Genomic DNA, 22,804 nt, shown 5'->3' with positions numbered 1-22,804 from the left:
GGGCTGAAGCCGATTGAAACGAAGCGAGTCACTCTCATCGAACTGACGTTAAAATAACGGGGCTAATTAAATTGTCTTCATATCAATTTCTCAGCACTGATATAGCAGTCTTAAATCAGTTGTGAGAATATCTTCGGAATGTTTGTATAAACATATGCAATCGCTTCGCCACCCTGCTAAAAGAGATTTGCTTCAATTTCTTCGCTTCGTTATTCAGCGCTTCTGCCCCCCAACCCCCCAATCTGGGAGACTTTAGACCATTCGAGCTACAAATTTCTGGGTAGATGGAAGCGTTAGGGGGTTATTTTCGGAATGGTTATACAAAACGTATATATAGTCATTCAAAGTGACCAGCGTTTTGCTTCTACTGCTCTTAAGGGCATCGGAAGGTAGGAGTTACTTTTGGTCTTGGCAAGCCCAATGCTGCTTTAGACTGGCACCCGTGCGACCTGTCGCTAACCAAACAAAAGACCGCCCAATATCCCTGAGAATCCGCAGATTTGATTCGGGAGGGCGGTGAGACGGAACGACCATCGGAGTAAACGCAATTCCCTGGCTTCCCAAAACGATCGTGGCGATCGCCATTGCTCTGGGCATATGGAAATCCGACGTTAATACATAAACATGTCGAATGTCGCGTTTTCGCAAGTCTTTGACCACCGTCGTAAAGTTGGTCACTGTATCGGTCGCTCGGCAATCCCAGTGCAGTCGCATCGGAGCAATGTCAGCGCTCTCAAAGATCGTCGCCGCCTGGGGCGAACCTGTCGAAACCCAGACCGCCAATTGAGAATGGGCTTGAATCGTGGGCACAGACGATCGCTCTCGATCGGCTCCCCCTCCCAAAAATAAAATTAGTTGCGGCTCAGGAGCTTGCTGCTTTGCCTGGGCGAGTTTTGCAGGAATGTAGCCAACACAAACGATAGTTAGCAGTGCGCTGACGCACCAAAAACGACGGGGTTGCTTAAACACAGCAGGAACTTAATCATGGTAGACACCTTTCCTGACTACTGTACTGTGTTTAGGGAAGTCTGGCAGCACCCTACCTCAAATTTCTACCTCCAGCAATTTTCTGTTCTCCATGAACTTATCCATCAGTTTTGACCAAAGAGATACGACATTGACCCATCGATCGCTGCGTTTGTGTTGTTCAGGAAGCCGAAATGAACGCGACGTGCAACTTCTTTAAGTCCTCCCTTCTTAAGGCTACCGTGTACACACAAGTTGCTTAATCGTTTATTGCCGAGATCTTCGCCCCCTAAATCCCCCAATCTGGGGGACTTTGAACTCGGATTCTGGGCTTGAAGTCCCCCAATTTTGGGGAATTTAGGGGGCTGAAGCCGACTGAAACGAAGCGAGAAAGAGATGTGTGTACACAGTAGCTTCTTAAGGGGAACGTTGCAACTTTGCAGGCTTGATCACGCTCAGGCTCTCGCGGGGATGAGCGCCCGTTTCATTTTTCGCAAAAACAACAGGCCTTTGACGATGACCAATCCTCTGGGACGAAGCTTTCGCAGCGTTTTTTTGACCGTCGCTAATTCAGTGTCTAATAGCCGCACTTCTTCAGGTAACTGAAACGCGATCGGGGGTTGCGGAGGGTTGGCCTGGTTAAAAAAGCGGCGGGCCGATCGCCAACCGTGGGTGCCCGTTCCATCAAACCCGATGTTGTTGATATAGCTAATCGGCGGAAATAAGGTACATCCCCGCTGCTTAAAAATACTCCAGTACCAGCGGATCGCCCAAGAATCGAGCGTCCCAGACATTTGCATCTTGAGCGTGTTGAAGTAATCAAACGTGCCGTCAAAGTTGAATCGAGTGCGGAGATCGCGATCGTGTTCCAGTGCTTCCCAGCCGACTGCTTGCGGATCAAAGTGCGCCCAGGCTCGTTTCCAGGTTGCCCAACCCCAGGAGGTATGAATTGGCAGAAACAGCGCTTCTGTGCGTTGAGTAAATTCGGGCACCGGATACATGTGAGCCGAGACCTGCATTACAGAAGGTTCTGCTTCATATTGGTCAAGGGCAGCATTCAAAAAGCCTAGACAGCGCGGATGTACCACAAGATCGTCTTCGATAATGATGCAGCGATCGTAGGTGCGAAACACCAGGTCGATTCCAGAAATAATTGAGTTTGCTAGACCTTGATTCTGGGGAGCCTCAATGATCTTGGCAGTTTCTCCGACTAGCTCACGTACCAGGCTGCGCGTTTCTTGAATTTTGTCAGCATCCTCTGGCTTTTTGGCTCCATCACAAAAGACAAACAAAGGACTCTCCGCAAACTCTGGACACTGCATCAGGCTGATCAGCGTTTGTCGCGTGTGGTCGGGGCGCTTGTAGATAAATAAGGCGATCGGGGAATAGCTCATGGAAATAGTACAATTGGGGCATCGATCGTGAAACAAACAACAAACGAGGAACTAGGATGCGTCCCAGCGGGAGTTTTGAATCGCCCTCTTTCCTAGCCGCAAGTAAGCAATCAGAACGCCAATAGACGTAATCGGTAAAAAGCTTCTGTAAGGATCGCCGTGGAATGAAAACATACAGACCGCTTGAGCAAATATCACAATACAAAAGCTAGAAATTGTGGCGTAATCACTGTTCAAAAACTGCTCTGGTGTAGGAAAAGACTTGATCACTCTCCGCACATCAGGCTTCATGATAAAGATGACTTGAATCATGCGGTAGAAGATGTATATAAACGGCACCACAAAGGTCACAACCCCTAACAGTCCAAACTCAGTTGAAACCTGGAGAAACGCATTGTGTGCGGCGTGAGCAGAGTACAACCCATTCCCTGTCATCGGATTTTGCATAAACCCTTCCCAGGCAGTCTGATAGAGAACTTCTCTCTGCTGTGTAGAACGATCTTGGCTGCCGCCGCCAGTCAATATTTGAGTGAAGGAACTAACTCGTTCTAAACCAGACTCCAGCGCCACAGTAATAGGGGATGCTTTTTCTGATGGGCCGCCCCCTCGCGCGGCCGGAACAAACGATTCGCTCGCTAGGGAAAACGAGAACACTAAGGTAACTACAATAAATCCATTCAACACTACCCTGGACAAGCTTTTATTAGAGCGAGCCAAAACTTTTAAGCTGTAAATCGCCACGAAGGCACCCCCCAAAAAGATAGACAACAGGGCGCTACGAGTGCCTGTAGAGAGACAAACCGATAGCCCAGGTAAGCTTACTACTAGCCAAACCAGATTCCAGGGATACTTAGCACGCATTGCCAAAATTAGACTGGTCAGAAAAGCATAGGCTCCGGTGTACCCCAAAATGATGGGATTGTTGCTTGCGCCAGCCACTAGTCGCCGACCGTGATCGGCCCAGTTTGCAGTTCCGGTAATCACCTGAGCCAGAATAATCGAGGAAGTCAGGATCGTAATCAGATTGGAGACCTGGCAAACCAGCTTAAATTGTTTGAGCGTCAAACTTCGCGCAACTGCTAGAGAAGTCCAGTACAAAGAAAAATAGATTACAAGATTTTCTGGAAATTCAGCCGCAAATCTGCCTTCTCGCAGGTCATATAGAAAGAGAATCACAAACAGGAGATACAGCAAATCGATCGGTTCCACCCGCAGCAGTTTTTCACGACAGTCTTTGACAAATAGGGCAATGACAAGCGGGATTCCGACTAAGGTAAGCTGATAGGCTGCTGTGAGGGCACTAGACTGAAGACCCGCAGAAAACCCAGTAATGCAGAAATAGAAAGTCAAGCCATGAAGATAGAGACTGAGTAATACAGCACTTAATTTCGATAGTAGCTTCATAAGATTTCTGCGTCAGGTAGATCTAAACAGACAGTAGCGTTTGCAGGATGGTGTTAACAAATTGCCCAGCCAGGTTTTGATTAACAAATTCCTGCATTTTGGCAGCATTGGGTTTGAGACGATCGCTCCCTTGTAACCAGTCAGTCACCCCTTGAGCGATCGCCTCTGGCTGGCTGGCATCGACGACCAATCCTAATTCGTAATGGCGGACTAGCTCTCCCATCAGCCCATAGTCTGTAGACAAGACTGGTTTTTGCGCCGCCGCCGCGTGCAACAAAATAGAACTCATGCCCACATGTCGCTGATAGGTTGCCAGCACGTTATCCGCCAGTTCAAAGTAGCGTTGTACTGCGTCGCCTTTGATGTATTGATCATTGAGGATTACCTGAACTGACGTCGTTTGCTGTAGCTGCTGGATCTGAGCGACGATCGCGGGTTTATCCGCTAGGGGCAGTGGCCCCGCTAACAGTAAGCAAATCTGCTGTCCCAGTTCTGGCGGGAGGGCTGACATTGCCGTCAAAATCTGGTAAATTCCTTTGCGCCGATTGAGTTCGCCAAACAGCAATAAAACCTGGCGATCGGGTGCAATTCCCAAATCCTGTCTCAGTTGTGCAGTTGCTTCAGGCTGGGGGTGATGGGGCTGAACGGGATCAGCCAGCGGCAGGATTTTGACCCTAGGATTACATTGCTGAATCTGGGGAACCGCGAAGGCATCGAGCGAAAACAAAGTCTTTAGCTGAGGATTGCGGAGAATCAGTGTGAGTAATCGCTTTTGTCGCCACTGTCGCAGCGTATCTTGCCAGGTTGGGTGATAGTCTGCAAAGCGACTGTAATGAAAAGTGGGTCTGAAATAAATGCCCGCGATCGGACAGGGAGCGCGCCGCGCCGCCACCAAGGGAATTTGGCAAGTATCGAAATACATCAACAGTGCTTGAGTCGCCTGGAGTTGGCTGGCATAGTTACACAAGAGATGCCATTCAGCAAACGACTTAGAAAGCAGAGATTTTTGTTGCTCAAACTGGGCAAATTCACGGTCGGAAATGGCTGTAAACTGAACTCGACTGTCCGACGTTTCGTAAGCCAGCGCCGTAATGTCGGCGTGACGATCGAAAAACTGCGGAGACACGACCACATGCAGCGTTCCGGGGCGCTGTTGCTCAACCCAATCCCGCACTAGATATTGGATATAGACTGGATGGTGCCCACTGGCTGCCAGGTCAAATAACAGTAGTTTGGGCGTGTCTAACTTTTGAGTCGATGGGTCGATCGCCGATCGGGGACTATCTAACTGCTGCATATTTGGCTGCCTCGGCCGCAATGATTTCCTGAAAAATATCCGTCAGGCTGCGCGTAATGCTCCACTCTGGAAAATGGCTCTTGAGCTTTCGCAGGTCAGACATGTAGCAGATGTGATCGCCAATTCGATTTTGATCGACATAAACCCAATTGACGCGCTTGCCCGTGAGCTGTTCGATCAAGTCAAACGATTCTAGAATAGACACGCTGTTATCACGGCCGCCGCCCAGGTTATACACTTCTCCTGGCTTGGGGTTGTTGCGGAAGGCTTCAAAGGCTTGGATCACATCGTAGCTGTGAATGTTGTCGCGCACCTGTTTGCCCTTGTAGCCAAACACCTTGTAAGTGCCGCCTGTGATGGCGACTTTGACCAGGTAAGACAAAAAGCCGTGTAGCTCAACGCCAGAGTGAGAAGGGCCGGTCAGACAGCCGCCGCGAAAGATGCCGACCTTCATACCAAAATAGCGACCGTACTCTTGAGCGACGACATCCGCCGCCGCTTTGGACGCGCCAAACAAGGAATGTAGACAGCGATCGATGCGTTGGGTTTCGGCAATCCCGTGGTAGTCGTCTGGGTTAGCATAGTCGTAGCGTTTTTCTAGCTCAACGCGGGGCACTTCGTTAGGCGAGTCGCCATACACTTTGTTGGTGCTGATGTGAATAAACACGGCCTCTGGGCAAAATTGGCGCGTAGCTTCTAGCAAATTCACCGTACCCAGAGCATTGACTTCAAAATCGAGCAAAGGAATCTGACAAGCTTTGTCGTGAGACGGTTGAGCCGCACAGTGAATAATCAGATCAAAAGAGTGGGACTGGAAGAGGTCAAACAAGCGATCGCGATCGCGAATATCAATGCTGTAAGGCTGAAAGCTGCGCGTTTTGGATTGTAACCGTTGCAGATTCCAGGTGGTGTCGCCCTGCGCGCCAAAAAACTCTGCTCGCATGTTATTGTCAACCCCGATTACCTGATGTCCCTGGCGATCGTAGTACTCCACCGCTTCGGAACCAATCAAACCATTTGAGCCTGTTACCAATACCTTCATTGTTTCTGATCTCTTGGGGGTCTACTGCAAAAGGGTTGCTTGTCGCAATCTCGTTAGTGGGCGAGTTCGAGCAAGCAGTTAATAAAGCGTTTCTCTGCTTTCACTGGACGAGGCAACACTTCAGGACGCTCCAAAGTTTTTGCCATGAGATCTGTCAGTTCAAACCGATCGTCATAGCAATACACGCCAGCATAGGTGAACGCACTCCGGCAAGCGTTGCCATTGGCAATTACAGGAATGCCAGCAATCAACATTTCAGGAATGCGAGTAATCGCTCCGGCTCCAGCTTGCTGATGAATCAGAGCCGCTTTTGCCCGAAGCATCAACTCATTTAGTTTCTCTAGCTCAACTGCGCCGTGCAGGAAGAAATCAGAATGATTACAATAACTTAACAATTCATCCGTCCCAAAACCCACGATGTCTACCTGAAATTCCAGCGTTTTACGGACTTCTTGCAGCCAGTTAAGTTGCTCGATCATGCCAGCTTTGGTGGGAGGATTTTTAGCATTTCCCAAAATTAAAAAGCGGGATGGCTGTTCTCTCGTTCTGGCTTCACGCAGGCTCAAGAGGCGCTCAAAGAGCTTTGCAGGCGGATAGTAAGGTAAGAAATGGGCATTGACCCCTTTGAGCCTCAAAAGCCATTCTTCTTCGCGGGCGATACAAAACACGATGTCAGCCTTGGCGAGGGCCTGCGCTTCGATATCAAAACTTTCAAAAAAAGCATTTTGTCCGGTGACCAACGCCTCCAGGTTTTGAGGTACGCCGACGATTTTGAAGTGACGCTCATCAGCCACGTAGGGCGCAACATAGTTTTTGGTCGCTTCCCACACCATGACTTTGGCACCCGTGTGTTGCTGAAGTGCCTTTTGGTAAAGTTGGCGCTGAAATCCGCAAAAGGCAAGTGAGACAGGCGATTTGCTAATTTTTAGCTGATGCTGATTGATAAACCGCAGCGTGCTGGGATTGAGGATCGACTGAAGGCCCGCCAGGAGCCGATCGAGCTTTTTCTGCACGATTTTGCGGTCTAAGTTGGTCATTTCGATGCCCGCTTCTGCAATTAATTCAGCGATTTGGGCGGTTCTGTGATTGCCCCCATGCCCATCGGCATCAGCAGCAAAAAAACTATCTACGAGGATATTCATCAGGCTGATTCTAGAAAAGACTGCATCGTTTTCTCTAACGTTTGGATCGGAACAAAAATGTTGGGGTGTTGAGGATACTCTGAATTTTTGATCGTCTCCCCAAACAGACACCAATAATCCTGCTGCAAACAGTTGCTCATCGACCAGAAGCAAAGACTAGAAATCTTACTAGGTTCAAAAAATTCCAACACCTGGGTCGATGGCTGGGCAAACATTAAATTGGTTAATCCGGCTCCATGTGGGGCGACGATCGCCTTGGCCTCAGAGAAAAGCTGAACTTGTTCCTGAAGACTCATTGTTTCTAGAAAATACGTCTGAAACCCATACTGTCTGAGTAGCGCTTCGACGGCTGATTCGTTAGTAATTTTGCGACCTTTTGCCTTGGCGCGGCTAATCAAAATCAGCTTTTTACGATCTAGCGCTTCAGCTTGCAGATTAAACCGTTTGTAGAATGCCGATCGTACCCACTCATTCGCGCCAGGCAGATCCCAACCCCAAACGGTATTTGGAGGCGAAAAGTAAAGGGTTTCTAGTTCCCAGATTTCTCGCCCTGGGTGAATCACGAGCCGATCTTGATTAAGTCCGATCGTCGCCAGCGCTTCGTATTGCCATGCTTTCAACCCATTGGGTACTACAAACTGAGTCTCCTGTGGCAGTCGATCGAGAATGCAATACAGCTTTTGCAGCACATCATGCATCCAGTGATAGTAGTTCCCGTAGGCAGCGTTCAGTTGCAGCAGAGAATAATATTTGCCAGCCTTTCTTTGATGAGAGTAGGTTTGCTGTCTTAAGTAGCTGTAGTAGTCAGACTGATGCTGAAGCGATTGGCTTCCCATGAGTGGCTCTGCGGTATAGCTGCCGTCTGGCAAAACTACAACGCCGTGTTTGCCCAGTAGTTTAGCCTGGTGAATCTGCACCAAGTACTTTTCGGCTGCCTGATTGCTGAGTTGAGATAAAAAGAGGGGATGAATGGTTGCGTCAACTGTTTTCGGCGGCGATCGATGGATTCTACTGGCTTTAACAATGTCTTGATGCAGAATTTGCGCTGTACGGTCAGACTGACTTCTCGCCCATTCCTTCACGTTTTCACAGATCGGCGGATGCCATTTCCACAAATTGTCTAAAACGGTTGCAGTAGAAGATTTAGCTAGTCGCAATAGGGTTTGGGTGTTCATCATTTTATCCTGTGTGCGTATCCCTTGCTTGAAGCCTGAATGGTGAAGTCCAATTGCATCAGCTTGTCTACTTCCAGCCCTTGTAGCGCCGCAACTCGCTATCGTTTTTCACAAAGATAAAATCTCCACCCGTGAGCGCACCATCATAGGGCCGATAGTGGCACTCAACAATGTCATATAGACAGTAGTTATGGTCATACATGATTTCCATCAAGTCTTTTGGCGTTGTGCGATCGACATACGCTTCTAGACAACCAAACTCAATCACAAATAGTTCGGCTGCATTCAGCACTTGACTTCCGCCCTTTAAGGCTGGTAATTCTCCGCCTTGCAGATCGAGCTTTACTAGATTTGGAAATAGATTGAGCCTGGTAGCAATGTTATCTAAGGTATCTACTTTGACTTGAACGGTTTGATTGGCCTGTCCTTGAGTGTGATTGAGCAAAGAGGCGCTGGCGGCCTTGTCGGCATCTCCCCAAATGTTAAAAGAACTCTCTCCGGGTGCAGCGCCCAGAGCCAAGTTTTGGAGAGCTACCGCAGGCTTAATGTGAGCGAGTGTGCTGCTGATCTCGGCTTGTAGAGACGGATTTGGCTCCATTAATACAATTTGTGCTTGAGGAAAAATGTCAGCGATCGTCGCGCTCCACGTCCCCTTAAATGCGCCCCCATCAAAAATAACTTTGGGAGAAAAGCCAAGTTTTTGAGTATGACGCAAGCGTTCTGTTGCGCTGGGCATGGAGGTCAAACTATACTTTCGCAACAGGGCCAGGGGCCATTGAATGAGATCTTTAACTTTGGGCTTGATGTTCTTAATCATGGCTTATCTCCTGCTTTTGTGACTGGAGGATCGAAGCAAATTTCAAAGTCAGTTCGACCCCTTACGGGTAACTCGAAGAGATCAAGTTTCATCGCTGCGTTGTTAAGATCTTCTGCTGCAAACTCCTAATTCTGGAAGACTTTACATCAGCATTCTGAGTTAGGCGACTAGGCTTTCAGAATTTGATTAGACCTGCTGCGCGAATCCGGAAACGCCCCCTAAATCCCCCACAAGTGAGGGACTTTGAGCCAAGACTTGCGGTTTCAAAGTCCCCCAGAATGGGGGATTTAGGGGGCACAAGCCGACCCAAACGGAGCAAGACCTAAGCAGGAGGTGACATCGAAAATTCTATTCACGCAGGAGGTCTATTGGCACCTGTCTGAGAAAGAGGCGTTGGATCTCCGCTCAAATCTTGGAGTAACAGCAGCGTTTCTCGCACCATCTTCTCTTCTGAAAAGTTTTGAGCCTGAATTTGTGCCTGTTCTGCCATTGTTTGCATGGATTCAGGATGCCGCAGTGCCCAGCGCAAGGTTTCTAATAAATCACAGCTATCCCCTTTACGAAACAAGCGCCCGTGTATCCGATCGACAATCAGTTCGGGAATCCCACAGGCATTAGAAGCGACGATCGGAATTCCATAAGCCATCGCCTCTAGGATCGCAAAGGGTTGCCCCTCAAAGCGACTGGGAAACACAAATAGATCTGCGGCTTGCAAAAACCGGGGCACATCAGCCCGATAGCCTAAGAAATGAACGCGATCGACCACTCCATACGCTTGTACTTGCTCAACCAGGGCTTCTCGCTTTTCGCCATCACCAATCCAAATAAAATGCAGATGGGGAAATTCTTGAATTAGATGGGGAATGGCTGGAATCAAGTCTACATAGCCCTTCTGGTCAGCCAAGCGTCCTACTGTTAATGCCAATTGGCTAGTCTCAGGCAACTTTAACTCAGCCCGAATCTGTTGTTGTAATGCCAACCCCGCTTCATTTGTTCCAGTGATTTGAGAAACCACTTTGGAGCCGTTGTAGATAGCCCGCACTGTTTCTGGGTCTGCCTGAAAAGAGGTGCAAATTTGTTTGCGATTATAGTTTGACACACCGATCCACTGCTGATTTCGCGATCTGGCCCAGGCGTATAGCTTTAGCTTGAGGTTGGGGAAAGATGCCACTTCTGGAAATAGGTGAAATACAACCATTGTGGGAGTTTTTAGCCAGCCACAAGCCAAAATGCTGTTGAAACAAGCGTTGTAGCCAGCTAGATTGATCTGAACTAGGTCGGGTCTTAGCTTGATCAACAACAACAGGGTCATCAAAAAGTTAGCGATGTAATCCAGCAACCGTATTGGGTAAACTTTCCGCTCCAGAATGTTTAGCGGATGATACTGGATGCCTCTTGCTTGAAAGTCTTGTACCAAAGTAGACATCTCAGGCACCTGCGGAAATGCCACATGAACGTCCCATCCTTGCTGGACTGCGGCAGTCGCGATCGTCAATGAATATTCTTCAACACCCCCGCGCTGAAGCGAGGAAGAAATAAATAATAAACGCATTCTAATTCAGGTAAAAGTCTGTAGAACTTGTGACGATCGACTTCAATATGAGTTGGATGATGCTTCGCCTGGTTGGTTACTGTAAATTCGATGAAAGTTTTTCGCTGTGCTGTTTAGCGCTTCTGCCCCCAAACTGCCAACTCTGGGAGACTTTCAGACTAAATCTCCTCTTCCTGAACTGGTAAGCGAAGACGTTCATCGCGCTACTTTAAGGCAGGAATGTCGCCCACCAGGTTTGCTGGAGAGTTGGCTTTAGTGCGCCGTAGGTTGAGGAAAGCCGATAAAAGGGCACCTGAAATAGCCACCAATAATTTTGACGATTGGCCACGATAAATCGGATGTCGGCTAACACCGATCGCCCCCACAAACCCAGCGCCGTTCGAGGCTGCAACTCGGTGGCATAGAGCAGTTTGAGAGCGAGTGCTTCTCGATAGCTACGACGATAAACCTGCGGCAGCGGCTCATTGTGTGAGTGGTAAACGGCAGATTGTGGCTCGTAGATGATGTGGTATCCCAGCTTTAACATCTCCCATGCCCAGGCTTGATCCTCACAGCCCGAAAGCGTTTCATCAAAGGTAGCTCTAGCCCAGCTACTTCGACGAACTGCTGCATTAGCATTAGAAAACACATGGTCGCGGCGATCGTCTGGATTGCTTTGTAGCTTTTGGGTTGCCCCATAGAAATCTAGATACTCTCGCACCACAGGCGGCCAGGCATCCGGTTGAGCAACTTGCCTCCCATAGACTCCAGCTACCTGGGGCACTTCAAAATGAGCAACTAGATATTTGAGCCAGTCGCGATCGCAAGGAAACGCATGGGCACTCAGCATCGCCACCACATCTGCCTCAGTTGCCGCCAGCCCTAAATTGAGCGATCGACCAAAAGTAAACTCAGCGGCAGGCATTTCGATTAGCTTGACATGAGGATGTTGTTTGATAATTTCAACCGTCCCGTCTGTAGAACCGGAATCTACAACAATCACCTCTGTGGGCGGGTAAGACTGTTGGGTAACGAGCCGTAATGCCTCCCCAATGTAAGGTGCCTCATTTTTTGTCCGAATCAGGACACTAATGGTCAGATTCATAGCTCAGAGTATCCTTTTGACAGTTTTGTTTGGCAAAGGTGAATGAGTCGTTGAGGTTGAGTTGAGAAAAACTGAATTCTGAGCCATTGATCTCGCAGCCAAAGTTGGGTTTGTTCGATCGGACTCAGAAACTGACGATGTTCTTTTAGCAATTGCACTACCCGACGATGCATGACACCCTTCTGCATATCGCTGTGGGTTTTTGTTCCTTCAATTCGACGAAAATTGCCCCAGGTCACCTCTACATATTTGACAGTCGCAACCCGCACCGCCCGCAAAATGAACTCTAAATCCATTGCATAATGTTCGTCGAGTTTGTATGGCCCGACTTGTTGATGTAGAGATGCATGATAAAAGTAAGCAGACGGATTGCAGGGATAAGGATGAACATTCACCCCGGTGACTAAATCAAACAAGCGCAGTTTCGTAGGTCGATTTACGTCAACTAAGTGCCCCGCATCGTCCCAAATGTTGCAATTTCCGGCTAGAAAGCTGGGATTGGGAAGCGTCTTGAACTGTTCCAGCACTTGATTTAAGACCTGGGGTTCATAGTAGTCATCCACATTGAGAACGGCAATGATCTCGCCCTTAGCAAGGTTAATACCTTTATTCATGGCATCTGATTGTCCGCGATCGGGTTCAGAGATCCAGCGAATATGAGTGTGACGTTGAGCGTATTGTTGAACAATCTCTATAGTCTGATCGGTAGAGCCACCGTCCACAATAATGTGTTCGATCGCAGCACAATCCTGTTGAATCACCGCCTCAAGGCAAGACTCAATAAACTTTTCACCGTTGTAAACTGGAGTAATTACGCTAATCATAAGCTGAGGCAAAATTTAAGTCATTAATGAGTAGACTTCAAGAGCTAGTGTTCAAGATGTAGACTTCAAGATATCGATGAGTCTGGAGTTACAGGGAATATTTAGCAGACCGCAAATCAAAGATCTCTAGCGGGTTACAAAGTTCTGTAACACCTGTTGATAGAGATCGGCGTAGCGTTTAGATTGATGGGTTAGAGAATATTCCTGGAGAGCGATCGTGCGACAGTTTTGTTTCATGCGATCGCGAAGTTCTGAGTTTTCTAACAACTGCACAATTCCATTTTTGAGATCTTCAGCCTCTTCAGCCTGTGCCAAATAGCCCGTGATTCCTGGTCTGACTATCTCTGGAACCCCTCCAATCTTAAAGGAAACCATCGGAGTGCCGCAGGCCAAACTTTCCTGTAATACCAGCGGCAAATTATCTGCACGAGTTGGGAAGATAAATAAATCAGCAGCCGAATAAGCGATCGCTTTCTGGTGATCGTCGCGGACATAGCCTAGGTTGAGTGACGAAATTCCCAAGCTGTCTGTTTGCAACCCATCAGAGTTACCCAATGTCAGTAAGACAACTTCTGTCTTGAGCGAAGCGGGTAATGCTGCCAATGCTGCTACCAGCAGGTCGCCCCCTTTGCGCGAATCTTGCAAACTTTCTGCCACAAACAACAGGACTGCTTTCCCTAGAGGCAAATTTAATTGATTGCGGCACTCTGCTGGATCGAGGGGCTGATAAATCTCTGTATCAATCCCATAAGGAATGTGGTGAATGGGAAACTTACCCAACAAGCTTCGCCGCGCTAAATCAGCCAGCCAGCGACTTGGCGCAACCACGGTTAAATTAGCGTTGTGGTAGCTCCATTGTTTCAAGCGCCATTCTAGATGAGTGTTGTCACGGGCGATCGCCGGATAAGTTTCGGGATAGGGACAGTGCCCACAACCTCGCTGCCAGCGATCGCAGTCATAGCTGTAAGTACAGTGCCCGGTAAAACTCCACATATCATGCAGCGCCAAAACCGCAGGCTTATGAGCGACGAGCTTAGGAATTGCTAAATAGTTGAAGTAATTATTGTGCAAGTTGTGAAAGTTCAACACATCCGCTGCCGCATAAAATGGATGCTGCGCGATGTTGCCTGTTGCGGTCAAATTCAGATAGTGGAGTCCTAGTTTCTCAGTGATGCGCTGAAGCTGCCGTTCGACTTTGGGGTGACGAGGGACGGTGGCGATCGCGGCATCTTCTAACACGGCGTGACCTACTAGCAGCCGCGACTCAATTCCCTGACGCAGCAAGCCTTGATGTAGCCGATAACTAGCGATCGCTGCCCCTCCTGAAATGTCTGATTGATTGATTTGCAGGACGTTCATAAAATTAATACCCCATTCAACCCTTAACGACTAGCTTCATTGCTTCAAGCGAATCAGTCCATTACCCGACAATGGCATCAAGTTCATTTAGAATTTTGGCATCTGTATCAACATCAAATTTTCTGGCGAAGTGCGCCGATGATGCCTGAATTTTGGGCAGATCTTCAAACAGCAGCGTCTTTGGGTGGCAAGCTTTTGTTGACCAATCGATATAGCGCCAGTGATTTTGAGAAACGTTGAGATGAGGCGCATTACAAAATATCGAATGGTAATAGGATTCCTCTGGAGCGATCGTGTAAGAATCTAACCTACGGTAGTGAGACGCTAAAGCAGGTTTCGATCGATGAAATTCAATCAGATACTCTGCTGCTTTTCGATTAGCACAAAACCAATGTTCTCCAGCAAAGCAGCGAAATTTTTTTGAAAATGGGAGAAAAGGATCAGTGATGAATGGATGCTTTAAGGCTATTTTTCGCTTAGTTAAGTGGAGTTCTTTATTTAGAGATAGCGTGCGAAATTGTATAGAACAGTAACGCTCGTAGCATAACTTCTGCCAGGGAGTGTCATAATCGTTGTACTTAATTTCTGTATGACGAATATAAACATCATATGAACTTGAAGCCAGATCAGACAATATTTGCTTTGCTGGCTTTATTGGATAATCTGCCCCACTCAGCAACACAAACCAATCAGGTGGAGTCGAAGCTTCATACATTGATGAGAGTGCCTGTAGTGCAGCTTCTAATACTGAGAATTTGCCCCAAGCCGTCTGCAAATGAGGATTTACAAGCGAAACATTCCCCGTGAGTTGATCGGTCGGAAGTCCACTTTTTGAGAAATCATGATGACAGACGATCGTAGGCTGGTCAAACATGCGATTGAGCGTGTTAACTAGCCTGACAATTTGGTGGGGCTTGTTGTGGGTGAGGAGGATGAAGCCAATAGTTAACGTCATGGTTACTTCATAAATGATTTTAATTACGCTGTATTAATGTCAGTCTTCAACAAAGAGACAAGGTTTCCGGTTCAAAGTCCTTGATGACAGGACGGTTGTGCAGTGATGCTGAAACCTGCCAAAATCACTGTGATGTCCGGTTTACACCTGCCGAACACTAGACTTCCTGGCGAATCCGGAAACGCCCCCTAAATTCCCCACAAGTGAGGGACTTTGAGCCAAGACTTGCGGTTTCAAAGTCCCCCAGAATGGGGGATTTAGGGGGCACAAGCCGACCCAAACGGAGCAAGACCTAAGAGCAGGTGACATCAAAATTCTATTCATGCAGGAGGTGTACTGACTATTGGCTGGTAGCTGCCAGGGTGAGATGGCTCAAACGCAATTGACACTGTTGCTTGACTACTGGTAACGGAGCTAAGTGGGACAGTCTTAGTTGTAAATAAGTTGAGGGAGGTGTGGACGCAGTGAGTTGAAAATTGTCAGCCGTGCCTGGTAGATGTGTGGTCTTCACGGTGTTGAGCGTCTGACCTTGAGCATTAATCACATCTAACCGAAGTTCTGTTCCGGGACATTGGGAGCCTGGGTTAGCAATTTTTCCGGTTACCTTCGCCTGAGATTGCTCCAGCGAGTTGATGTAGAGAAACGTTCCGGATTCTGTTGGATGCTTGCGATCGGAGCGAATTTGATAATTCCCTGCTTTGCCCCACGCAATGTGCCCAGGTCGCTGATCCAACATCACCCAATTTGCTTGCCCGCCCGGAGGGGGATTAATCGTTTGTTGTAGCTGTTTCAGAGTGGCGATCGCAGTTGGTAAAGTGGTTGGTTTTATCCGACGATAGAGAGATACTTTTGCGCCATCAGTGAGTCGAAATTCGGGAGGTAACTTAACAAAATCCTGAGAGAATTTCCACCGTTCCTGAAAGATGTCCGTCACCACTTTTACAATATCCTGCTCGGCTGCCAAGAGATGATGTTTGAAGGGGTCAGTGACTACGACATAATCAGCTTGTAGAAGCCGTTCGAGGGGATATCGATCTCTTGAATCAATGTCTTCTGTGGGCAAAAAGTTGAGACTGGATTGTTGATGAACGATCGAATCCCCATTTTTCAGCACACTCCGATTAAACTCTGCGGCTGCGCCACCAACATAGATGGCTTCTTGATTAGGGGCGAGAAGCTTTAATTCTTTGACCAGGCGCACCAGTTCATCATAGTCAGGCTGTCTCAAGGGTGGGCTGTTTGCAGCAAAGAGCCGACTGAGGTTAGTCCCCCATCCCAGAATCGGGGAGATAGAAGCAAGTGTTTCGGTTGGGGCAGGCATGAAGCCAAAGTATACATTCAAGCTGAGATAGAGTGCGCTGCCTGTCAGCATCAAAAGTCGCGATCGCCGTCGCAGCGTCAAGACCATACTAACCACTAAAGCAACCCATCCCAAAACAATCAGGGGCGTAAAGTGACTTGTATAATGCACCCCGATTTGCTTGACCTTAGTCACCCACAGCAAAAAGGTCAAACTATAAAAGGTTGCTACAAATGTCATAGCTGGACGCGACAGAATCTGCATCTTCCAACCGACTGCATAGCCCAGAGCAGCCCCCAAAACAGCAATCCAGCCGTAAAGATTTCCATATGCTTGCAAACTCTCCTGAAGCGGGAACTCGTAAGAAGCATAGAGGCTAGTGAAGTTAGTTTGGAGAAGTCGCATCACAAAGGGCAATCCTAATAGCAGGATTGTCATCAGACTGACGATCGCAGTGAAGCCAATCTGTCGTAAGCGCTTGATCAAAGCCTGGGTTGTCTGGGGGGATGTCGATCGCCAGTCCTGTAATCCATCCAGTAAAGCTTGTACTATCATCGCCGCAAAAAATACTAGACTGGCATAGAGAAAGTGGCGGCGAAACAAGGGAACAAATCCTAACAAGCTGCCGATTACCAACACTTGCCAACGCTGCTGCAACTTGGGATCACGTAGATAAGTCAGGACGGACAGGGCAATCAGCAGTGTGCCTCCCGCATCCACATAGCCCCGCAGAGTAGGAATCCAAAATACAGGCGTTGTAAAGGTTACCAACAAGCTCGACCAGGAGGCAAGCCGCCGATGTTTGGGCAGCAGTTGGTTGGCGATTGTCGATAAGGTTAAGGCTAGGGGTAATAGGTAAACGAATGCGGTACTTAAAATATAGGTCAGGCGAGATTCTCCAAATAAACCTCTAAACGGTAATAACAGCAGGGTTGGATAATCACTATAGTCCTGACTGCTAGACAACCAGGTTTTAGCCACTGCTAGTAGCGGAGACTCTTTGAGGGCGGTCAGCTTTTGGTCGATCAGGTCTACATAAGCCGTACTGTCCCAACCATAGAACATGCGTTCTTGAGAAATATATAGAGAGACTCCAGCCATCACAACGGCGATCGCCACCATCACTTGCAGAGGCGACATGTGCAGCGTTCGGTTAGCTTTAGAAAACAACACCTGATCTAGTTTCATAGCGTATAAAGCAAAGAGTAGGAGTCTCTCAAAATTTTAGGATTGAGGAAGTTGTTTCACGAGTCGGTTAAGCTTTGCGAAACTGAACGTACAGGCTGTGTCCGGTGATCAATTTTCGCAAGCCCAGATTGAGCAATCGTTCGCACCAGGGCAGCGTGTGACGATTCATGACTACCCTGCTAAAGGGAAGGTGCCGTTTGAGCAGTCCTTCATAGATACTGAGATAGTGCGGCACATGATAGTCTGTTAGCGGCTCATAGGCTACTTTCTCCAATTGAACCGGGAATACTTTCTCTAGAGATTTGAAGGCTGCATGAGACCACCACAGCATATGATGCGGGGGCATATTCAGCAGGTGCATCTCTTGATGTTTAATATAACTTTCTGAATTGGGCACACAGTAGATCAACATCCCGCCTGGTTTGAGCAATTCTAATGACCAGCGGATAAACTCATCGGGATTGGGCACATGCTCCAAGACTTGAAAACTACACACCGCATCAAAAGTGTTTGCATAAAGACGGACTGCCTCTTCGAGATCCAGTCGTTCTACAGGCAAGTTTTGGCGTTGTGCAGCTTCTACAGCGACCGCATTGAGATCGATCCCTTGAGCCTGCAAACCAGCGGCGATCGCACGTTTGACAAAGTGACCAGACCCCGTACCAATCTCTAAAATCTTTTGCCCTTTGGTGAGTTGGCTTAATGCAATCTGATGCTCCCATTTGTCGGGCATGTAGTACCAATCAAATTGCTGCAACTGAGCATATAGCTTACCAGAGCCAACCACCTCCATTGGAGTAAAAAACTTGAGCTTGGTCTGATTGCATTCGTAAAGGTGAATTTCTTGGTGCCCTTGCAGCTCGTCTGTAATATCAATTTGAAAACTCTGTTGCCAGCCTGGAATTAGCTCTTTGGCATGGAAGGTCTTAACCAGGGTGACATCTTGAGAATGGGTAATAGGACTACAGGTCATAACGGGTATTTAGGGGATAGCGGTCACTCGTGGGCTGTCAAAGGTCAGCTTCTGAAGCGCTGTTCTCAAAGCTTGTTCATGTTCGATTCGAGCCTGGGCCGCTTCTGGTCTAAACAGACTTCGCGTTAAATCGGGCCCAAAGCCCACAAAGCTTGGAACATCAAAGAGCAACTTCAGTGATAGGCAAGCAGAACTCACCGCAAACACCTGAACATCAGTCAGGAGATTGATCTGTGAGCAAGCCGCCAAAAAGAACACTTCAAACGGCAAGAAAAATAGCTCCGGTTCTGCCAAAATTACAATCTCGTCAAAGAGATCCGTGAGCGTCGATCGCAGGGCATATAGCTTGTTAATATCGTCTCTAGGGTGAGGTTTGATCACCAATATGCGAGACTGATTGCCCTGGGATTGTAAAAACTGACGATAGCCCGCGATCTCCTGAGCTTGAGACAGACGCTGCGCTTCGGATAGATTGGAGGTGAGTAAAAACGCGATCGTAGCTCCCGCAGTCTTTACTTGAAATTGACGCACATATTCAGCATCTGCAAGGTTAGCTAGTTGAGCAAAAACCTCTAGTAGAAAGGTGCGCTCGATCGTAACCGTTGGCATCGGCGGAACTTCTCCCAAAATGTCTGGTAAGACAAAGTAACCGATGTCAAAAGGAATGGTTTGCAGAACAGTTCTCAGGTTGAGTTGTTGACGGATTTGCTGAAGGGCTTGTCCGGCTTGTCGTCGCCAAAATCGTCGAAATTGAGTCGCCGCAGATAGTGGAGCAGACGGTTGTTTAGGAAGAGCAGCCGTTCGCACGATCGGCGAAGTTGCCGAAAAATAAAGCCCTACACTGTCTCCATAGCAAACTTTCTCAGCCGTCTGATAAGCATTGAGTAACAGTTGATTGCCAAATTGCCAGTTGCGACAAAGATGAATTTCATCAGCCGTCTTTATGCCGACCAATTGATGAACTTGATCAAAGATGGTTTGCGGTGACGTATACTCCAGTCGTTGAGAAATCGATTGCAAGGTGTCTGGGGTGAGATACACGATCACTGCCCACTCGCAAACTGACATTGCCATCTGTTTGACAAAGGCGACAAACTGCTCGTTTTGTCCTGCCGGAGCAAACAAATCATAAATCACAAGATAGTTGGCGTAGTTTTTAGCCTCCGGTTGTGTGCGTTCTCGGTGCCGCATGACGCTCAGAGCGGTTACGAGTTGAATGCTGCCTTGACAGGTGATAATGCGGTTGAATGGTTGAGAAGAATGAATGGCACTCATGTCGATTCGTGTTCAGTGCGATCGATCGTCGCGACTAAGAGGGCATCACAAACTTCGCGCACGGCTCCCTGTCCTCCGGACTTTTGCGTCACATAAATGGCCACTGCTCGATTTTCGGACATCGCATCTGCCACCGTCAGCGGACAACCCACCGCCTTCATCACGCCCAAATCGACCAGATCATCCCCCATGTAAGCCACTTGCTGGAGTGATAGATCGAGTTTTTGACACAGAGCGTTCAAGGTTGCCAACTTGTCTTTTACGCCGACAAACACCTGCTCAACGCCCAATCGTTTGGCTCGATACAGCGTCGCCTGAGAAGCACTGGCCGAAACGATCGCGACCTGAATACCTGCTTGCATGACACGCTGAATGCCCAGACCGTCTTTGACATTAAATTTTTTTAATTCTTCTCCAGTTTCGGTGTAGTACAAGCCGCCATCCGTGAGGACTCCATCAACATCCAGTGCCAGCAGTTTGATATGAGCCAGCCGCGCCTGTAGTTCAGATTCAGTGAGATAAGCCATAAATCCTCTGATTATTCCAAGTCGATCGCGTCTGTGGTCAAGCTTTCTCGAATGCTCAACAACTGTTTTAACAAAGGTTCTAGCTGCGCCAGGGGCACCATGTTGGGGCCGTCACTAGGAGCCGCATCCGGGTTTTCGTGGACTTCCATAAATAAGGCATCAACTCCCACTGCCACCGCTGCTCTCGACAGATAAGGCACAAACTGACGCTGCCCGCCCGACTTATTGCCTTGACCTCCGGGCATCTGTACACTGTGGGTCGCATCAAATACAACGGGATAGCCAAACGATCGCAGTTGGGGCAAGCCTCGAAAGTCAACCACAAGGGCGTTATAGCCAAAGCTCGTGCCTCGCTCGGTCAGCAAAATTTTGTCTGCTCCTCCTGCTTCTAGCTTCCGCACTACATTCTTCATGTCCCACGGTGCTAGAAACTGCCCTTTTTTAACGTTGACCGTGCGCCCTGTTGCTGCCGCTGCCAAAAGCAAATCAGTTTGACGACAGAGAAAGGCCGGAATTTGTAGCACATCTGCGACTTCTGCGACGATCGCCGCCTGATAGCTTTCGTGAATATCAGTGAGAACGGGAACGCCAATTTTGTCTTTGACCTTCTGTAACACCGCCAACCCCTCTTCTAGCGGCTGTCCTCGGAAGGAATCGACAGAAGTCCGGTTCGCTTTGTCAAACGAGGACTTAAAAATAAACGGAATCTGGAGGCGATCGCACACAGTTCGGATGGCATCTGCCATTTTTAGCGTAAAGTCTTCAGACTCAATCACGCAGGGCCCGCTGATCAAAGTCAGAGGATGGCCTTCACCGATCACGACTGTATCTGTCACTTGAGTACTCTTCATGCTTCAGGCTGCCTCTTGGATTAATGGGAAGAACTTGGAACGGGTTTAGCGGGCTTTCGTCGCAACGGGACATCCACTACATGGTAAAACAACATGGAAACCGCGAACGTCAAACCAACCAGCGCCACGGAGTTGTAGATTTTTAGAAAAGATGTAGCAATGATCAGCGTGGGTAAATGAAACAGGAACAGGGGATAAGATAGCTCGCCCAGATACTCTACCGCATTCGCAAACGCCAGAGGTAGTTTAATTGATTCAGCATAGATTAGTGCTAAAACCGTTAGCCCATAGGTCAAAGGAGCCAGCGGATGGAGATCATTAACTCCAATTAACACAGTACCTAACACCAAAATCAAGTGACCTAACAGTTCTCTATGCTTAACCTCACGGGCGTAAATAAATCCCAAAAGCCATACCCAGAGCAGTATCAAAAACCCTACCCCATACATTAAATGAGAGTAATAGGGTAACCCTAAGCGAGGATAAGCTGCGTATGAGATTGCTGAGATTCCGATTAAGCCAAGCAGATATTTAGACTTGAGTTTTAGCAAAAATGGAGCAACTAAGTAGCAAAGCACCTCAATGCTCAGAGTCCAGAGAATGGCGTTGGAGCTAAGGGGCGCTGAAAGATAACCCTGGAGAAAGAAGAAATTAGCAACCACTTCTCGCCAGAGCGGTCTGATAAACACTTCAGCCGTCGGAGATTGAATCGGCGAACCCAGCAGAGCAAAGGGCACGAGTGAGACGAAGATAGACAATATATAGAGCGGATAGACTCTAAAAATTCGCCGTTTGTAAAACCCCTTGGAGCCTTTCATCAGGGAATGGGCAATGGAATAACCCGACAGGAGCAAGAAGCCCAGAACGGCTGTAAAGGCATCCAGTTCGCTAAAATTTAGAAGAATATTATCTGCTGGCAAAAACCACCGCAAATGATTGCAAAGGACAATCCACGCCAGAAAAAACCGAACCCCTGCCAAAATTTTCCACTGCATACTTTGAGTGATTGCTTTACTTAATGAGTCAGGTTGTATCCAGGGAATGAATTTTTGTTGTTAAAGAAACCTGTTGCTCGATCGCTAATCCGCAACTCTGTCACTAACCCAGCTTGAAGACAAGATTTTTGGTTCAAAGTTCCTCACGAGTGGAGGATTTAGGGAGCGTTTCCGAGTCTGCAAGCGACGCGAGACATTCATCGAACTGACAATAAAATAAGGCTCGATCGCGCTTCAGCGCCGCTGCCGATACCACACTGCGCTATGACCAACAATCCCGTCAAACCTAGCGCGCCTATTAGCGGCAAAACAGTAGAGGGTAATCCCAAATCAATTTGTGAATGCTACAGATCCTTCGCCCCCTAAATCCCCCAGTCTGGGGGACTTTGAGAATCCGAGACTGCTTTGGCTTGAAGTCCCCCACTTGTAGGGGATTTAGGTTGCTCTCCCAGATCTGTAGCACTCAAAGATCATTTTGGTATAAGAGCAAGGCTGTTGCGATCGTGCACACTCCTACATAGACGACGGGTGCCCAAATGCCAGCCCGCTCAAGCCAGCTTTGTAACGGAGAAGGTGAAATGCTGCCCAACCCAGATAGGGTCAGTATTGTGGCGAGCAGGCAGACAACGGTGAGCATGACTCTCGATCGCTTCAGTTTCGCGTTCAACCTGATCCTGAAGACGG

20 protein-coding genes are annotated in these 22,804 nt (G+C 48.2%); all 20 read right to left on the bottom strand.

Annotated elements, in window-relative coordinates; genetic code table 11:
* Positions 1-396: 396 nt before the first annotated feature.
* On the bottom strand, positions 397-969 hold the full coding sequence (locus tag ACKFKF_RS08610) for a YdcF family protein (RefSeq protein ID WP_446859100.1): 573 nt from the start codon (positions 967-969) through the stop codon (positions 397-399).
* Between the two features lie 452 nt (positions 970-1,421).
* Positions 1,422-2,360 (bottom strand): hypothetical protein, encoded by a 939-nt coding sequence (locus tag ACKFKF_RS08605; RefSeq protein ID WP_446859101.1) that lies wholly within the window; start codon positions 2,358-2,360, stop codon positions 1,422-1,424.
* A gap of 51 nt (positions 2,361-2,411) precedes the next feature.
* Positions 2,412-3,764, bottom strand: coding sequence for an O-antigen ligase family protein (locus ACKFKF_RS08600; protein WP_446867358.1), 1,353 nt, complete (start codon positions 3,762-3,764; stop codon positions 2,412-2,414).
* Between the two features lie 22 nt (positions 3,765-3,786).
* Positions 3,787-5,061: a glycosyltransferase gene (locus ACKFKF_RS08595; RefSeq protein ID WP_446867357.1), complete on the bottom strand. Its 1,275-nt coding sequence runs from the start codon at positions 5,059-5,061 to the stop codon at positions 3,787-3,789.
* Entirely contained in the window at positions 5,045-6,103 is a 1,059-nt protein-coding gene (locus tag ACKFKF_RS08590) for an NAD-dependent epimerase/dehydratase family protein (RefSeq protein WP_446859104.1), read from the bottom strand. Before ACKFKF_RS08590 ends, ACKFKF_RS08595 begins: the two co-directional genes overlap by 17 nt.
* 53 nt (positions 6,104-6,156) lie before the next feature.
* On the bottom strand, positions 6,157-7,245 hold the full coding sequence (locus ACKFKF_RS08585; protein WP_446867356.1) for a hypothetical protein: 1,089 nt from the start codon (positions 7,243-7,245) through the stop codon (positions 6,157-6,159).
* On the bottom strand, positions 7,245-8,420 hold the full coding sequence (locus ACKFKF_RS08580; protein WP_446867355.1) for a glycosyltransferase family 61 protein: 1,176 nt from the start codon (positions 8,418-8,420) through the stop codon (positions 7,245-7,247). Before ACKFKF_RS08580 ends, ACKFKF_RS08585 begins: the two co-directional genes overlap by 1 nt.
* Before the next feature lie 67 nt (positions 8,421-8,487).
* Positions 8,488-9,237, bottom strand: coding sequence for an FkbM family methyltransferase (locus ACKFKF_RS08575; protein WP_446867354.1), 750 nt, complete (start codon positions 9,235-9,237; stop codon positions 8,488-8,490).
* Between the two features lie 352 nt (positions 9,238-9,589).
* Complete coding sequence (locus ACKFKF_RS08570; RefSeq protein ID WP_446867353.1) at positions 9,590-10,789, bottom strand: glycosyltransferase family 4 protein; 1,200 nt, start codon at positions 10,787-10,789, stop codon at positions 9,590-9,592.
* A gap of 208 nt (positions 10,790-10,997) precedes the next feature.
* A complete protein-coding gene (locus tag ACKFKF_RS08565) occupies positions 10,998-11,873 on the bottom strand; it encodes a glycosyltransferase (protein ID WP_446867352.1) in 876 nt (291 codons plus the stop codon).
* A complete protein-coding gene (locus ACKFKF_RS08560; protein WP_446867351.1) occupies positions 11,870-12,697 on the bottom strand; it encodes a glycosyltransferase family 2 protein in 828 nt (275 codons plus the stop codon). Before ACKFKF_RS08560 ends, ACKFKF_RS08565 begins: the two co-directional genes overlap by 4 nt.
* 126 nt (positions 12,698-12,823) lie before the next feature.
* The gene (locus ACKFKF_RS08555; RefSeq protein ID WP_446859111.1) at positions 12,824-14,056 is read right to left on the bottom strand and encodes a glycosyltransferase family 4 protein; all 1,233 of its coding nucleotides are present in this window, start codon (positions 14,054-14,056) and stop codon (positions 12,824-12,826) included.
* Positions 14,057-14,117: 61 nt separating this feature from the next.
* Positions 14,118-15,011 (bottom strand): beta-1,6-N-acetylglucosaminyltransferase, encoded by an 894-nt coding sequence (locus ACKFKF_RS08550; protein WP_446867350.1) that lies wholly within the window; start codon positions 15,009-15,011, stop codon positions 14,118-14,120.
* 340 nt (positions 15,012-15,351) lie between these two features.
* Positions 15,352-17,499 carry a hypothetical protein gene (locus ACKFKF_RS08545; RefSeq protein WP_446867349.1) on the bottom strand — a complete coding sequence of 716 codons (2,148 nt, stop codon included), beginning with the start codon at positions 17,497-17,499 and terminating at the stop codon, positions 15,352-15,354.
* A gap of 67 nt (positions 17,500-17,566) precedes the next feature.
* A complete protein-coding gene (locus tag ACKFKF_RS08540) occupies positions 17,567-18,472 on the bottom strand; it encodes a class I SAM-dependent methyltransferase (RefSeq protein ID WP_446867348.1) in 906 nt (301 codons plus the stop codon).
* A gap of 9 nt (positions 18,473-18,481) precedes the next feature.
* A complete protein-coding gene (locus tag ACKFKF_RS08535) occupies positions 18,482-19,747 on the bottom strand; it encodes a polysialyltransferase family glycosyltransferase (protein WP_446867347.1) in 1,266 nt (421 codons plus the stop codon).
* Positions 19,744-20,274 carry a KdsC family phosphatase gene (locus ACKFKF_RS08530; protein WP_446867346.1) on the bottom strand — a complete coding sequence of 177 codons (531 nt, stop codon included), beginning with the start codon at positions 20,272-20,274 and terminating at the stop codon, positions 19,744-19,746. Before ACKFKF_RS08530 ends, ACKFKF_RS08535 begins: the two co-directional genes overlap by 4 nt.
* A gap of 11 nt (positions 20,275-20,285) precedes the next feature.
* Positions 20,286-21,125, bottom strand: coding sequence for a 3-deoxy-8-phosphooctulonate synthase (kdsA, locus tag ACKFKF_RS08525; protein ID WP_446859117.1), 840 nt, complete (start codon positions 21,123-21,125; stop codon positions 20,286-20,288).
* A 20-nt stretch (positions 21,126-21,145) separates the two neighbouring features.
* The gene (locus ACKFKF_RS08520; RefSeq protein WP_446867345.1) at positions 21,146-22,120 is read right to left on the bottom strand and encodes an acyltransferase family protein; all 975 of its coding nucleotides are present in this window, start codon (positions 22,118-22,120) and stop codon (positions 21,146-21,148) included.
* A 463-nt stretch (positions 22,121-22,583) separates the two neighbouring features.
* Entirely contained in the window at positions 22,584-22,787 is a 204-nt protein-coding gene (locus ACKFKF_RS08515; RefSeq protein WP_446867344.1) for a hypothetical protein, read from the bottom strand.
* Positions 22,788-22,804: the final 17 nt, after the last annotated feature.

This window comes from Phormidesmis sp. 146-12, from assembly GCF_052939495.1.
This window is presented reverse-complemented; position numbering and strand designations above follow the sequence as displayed.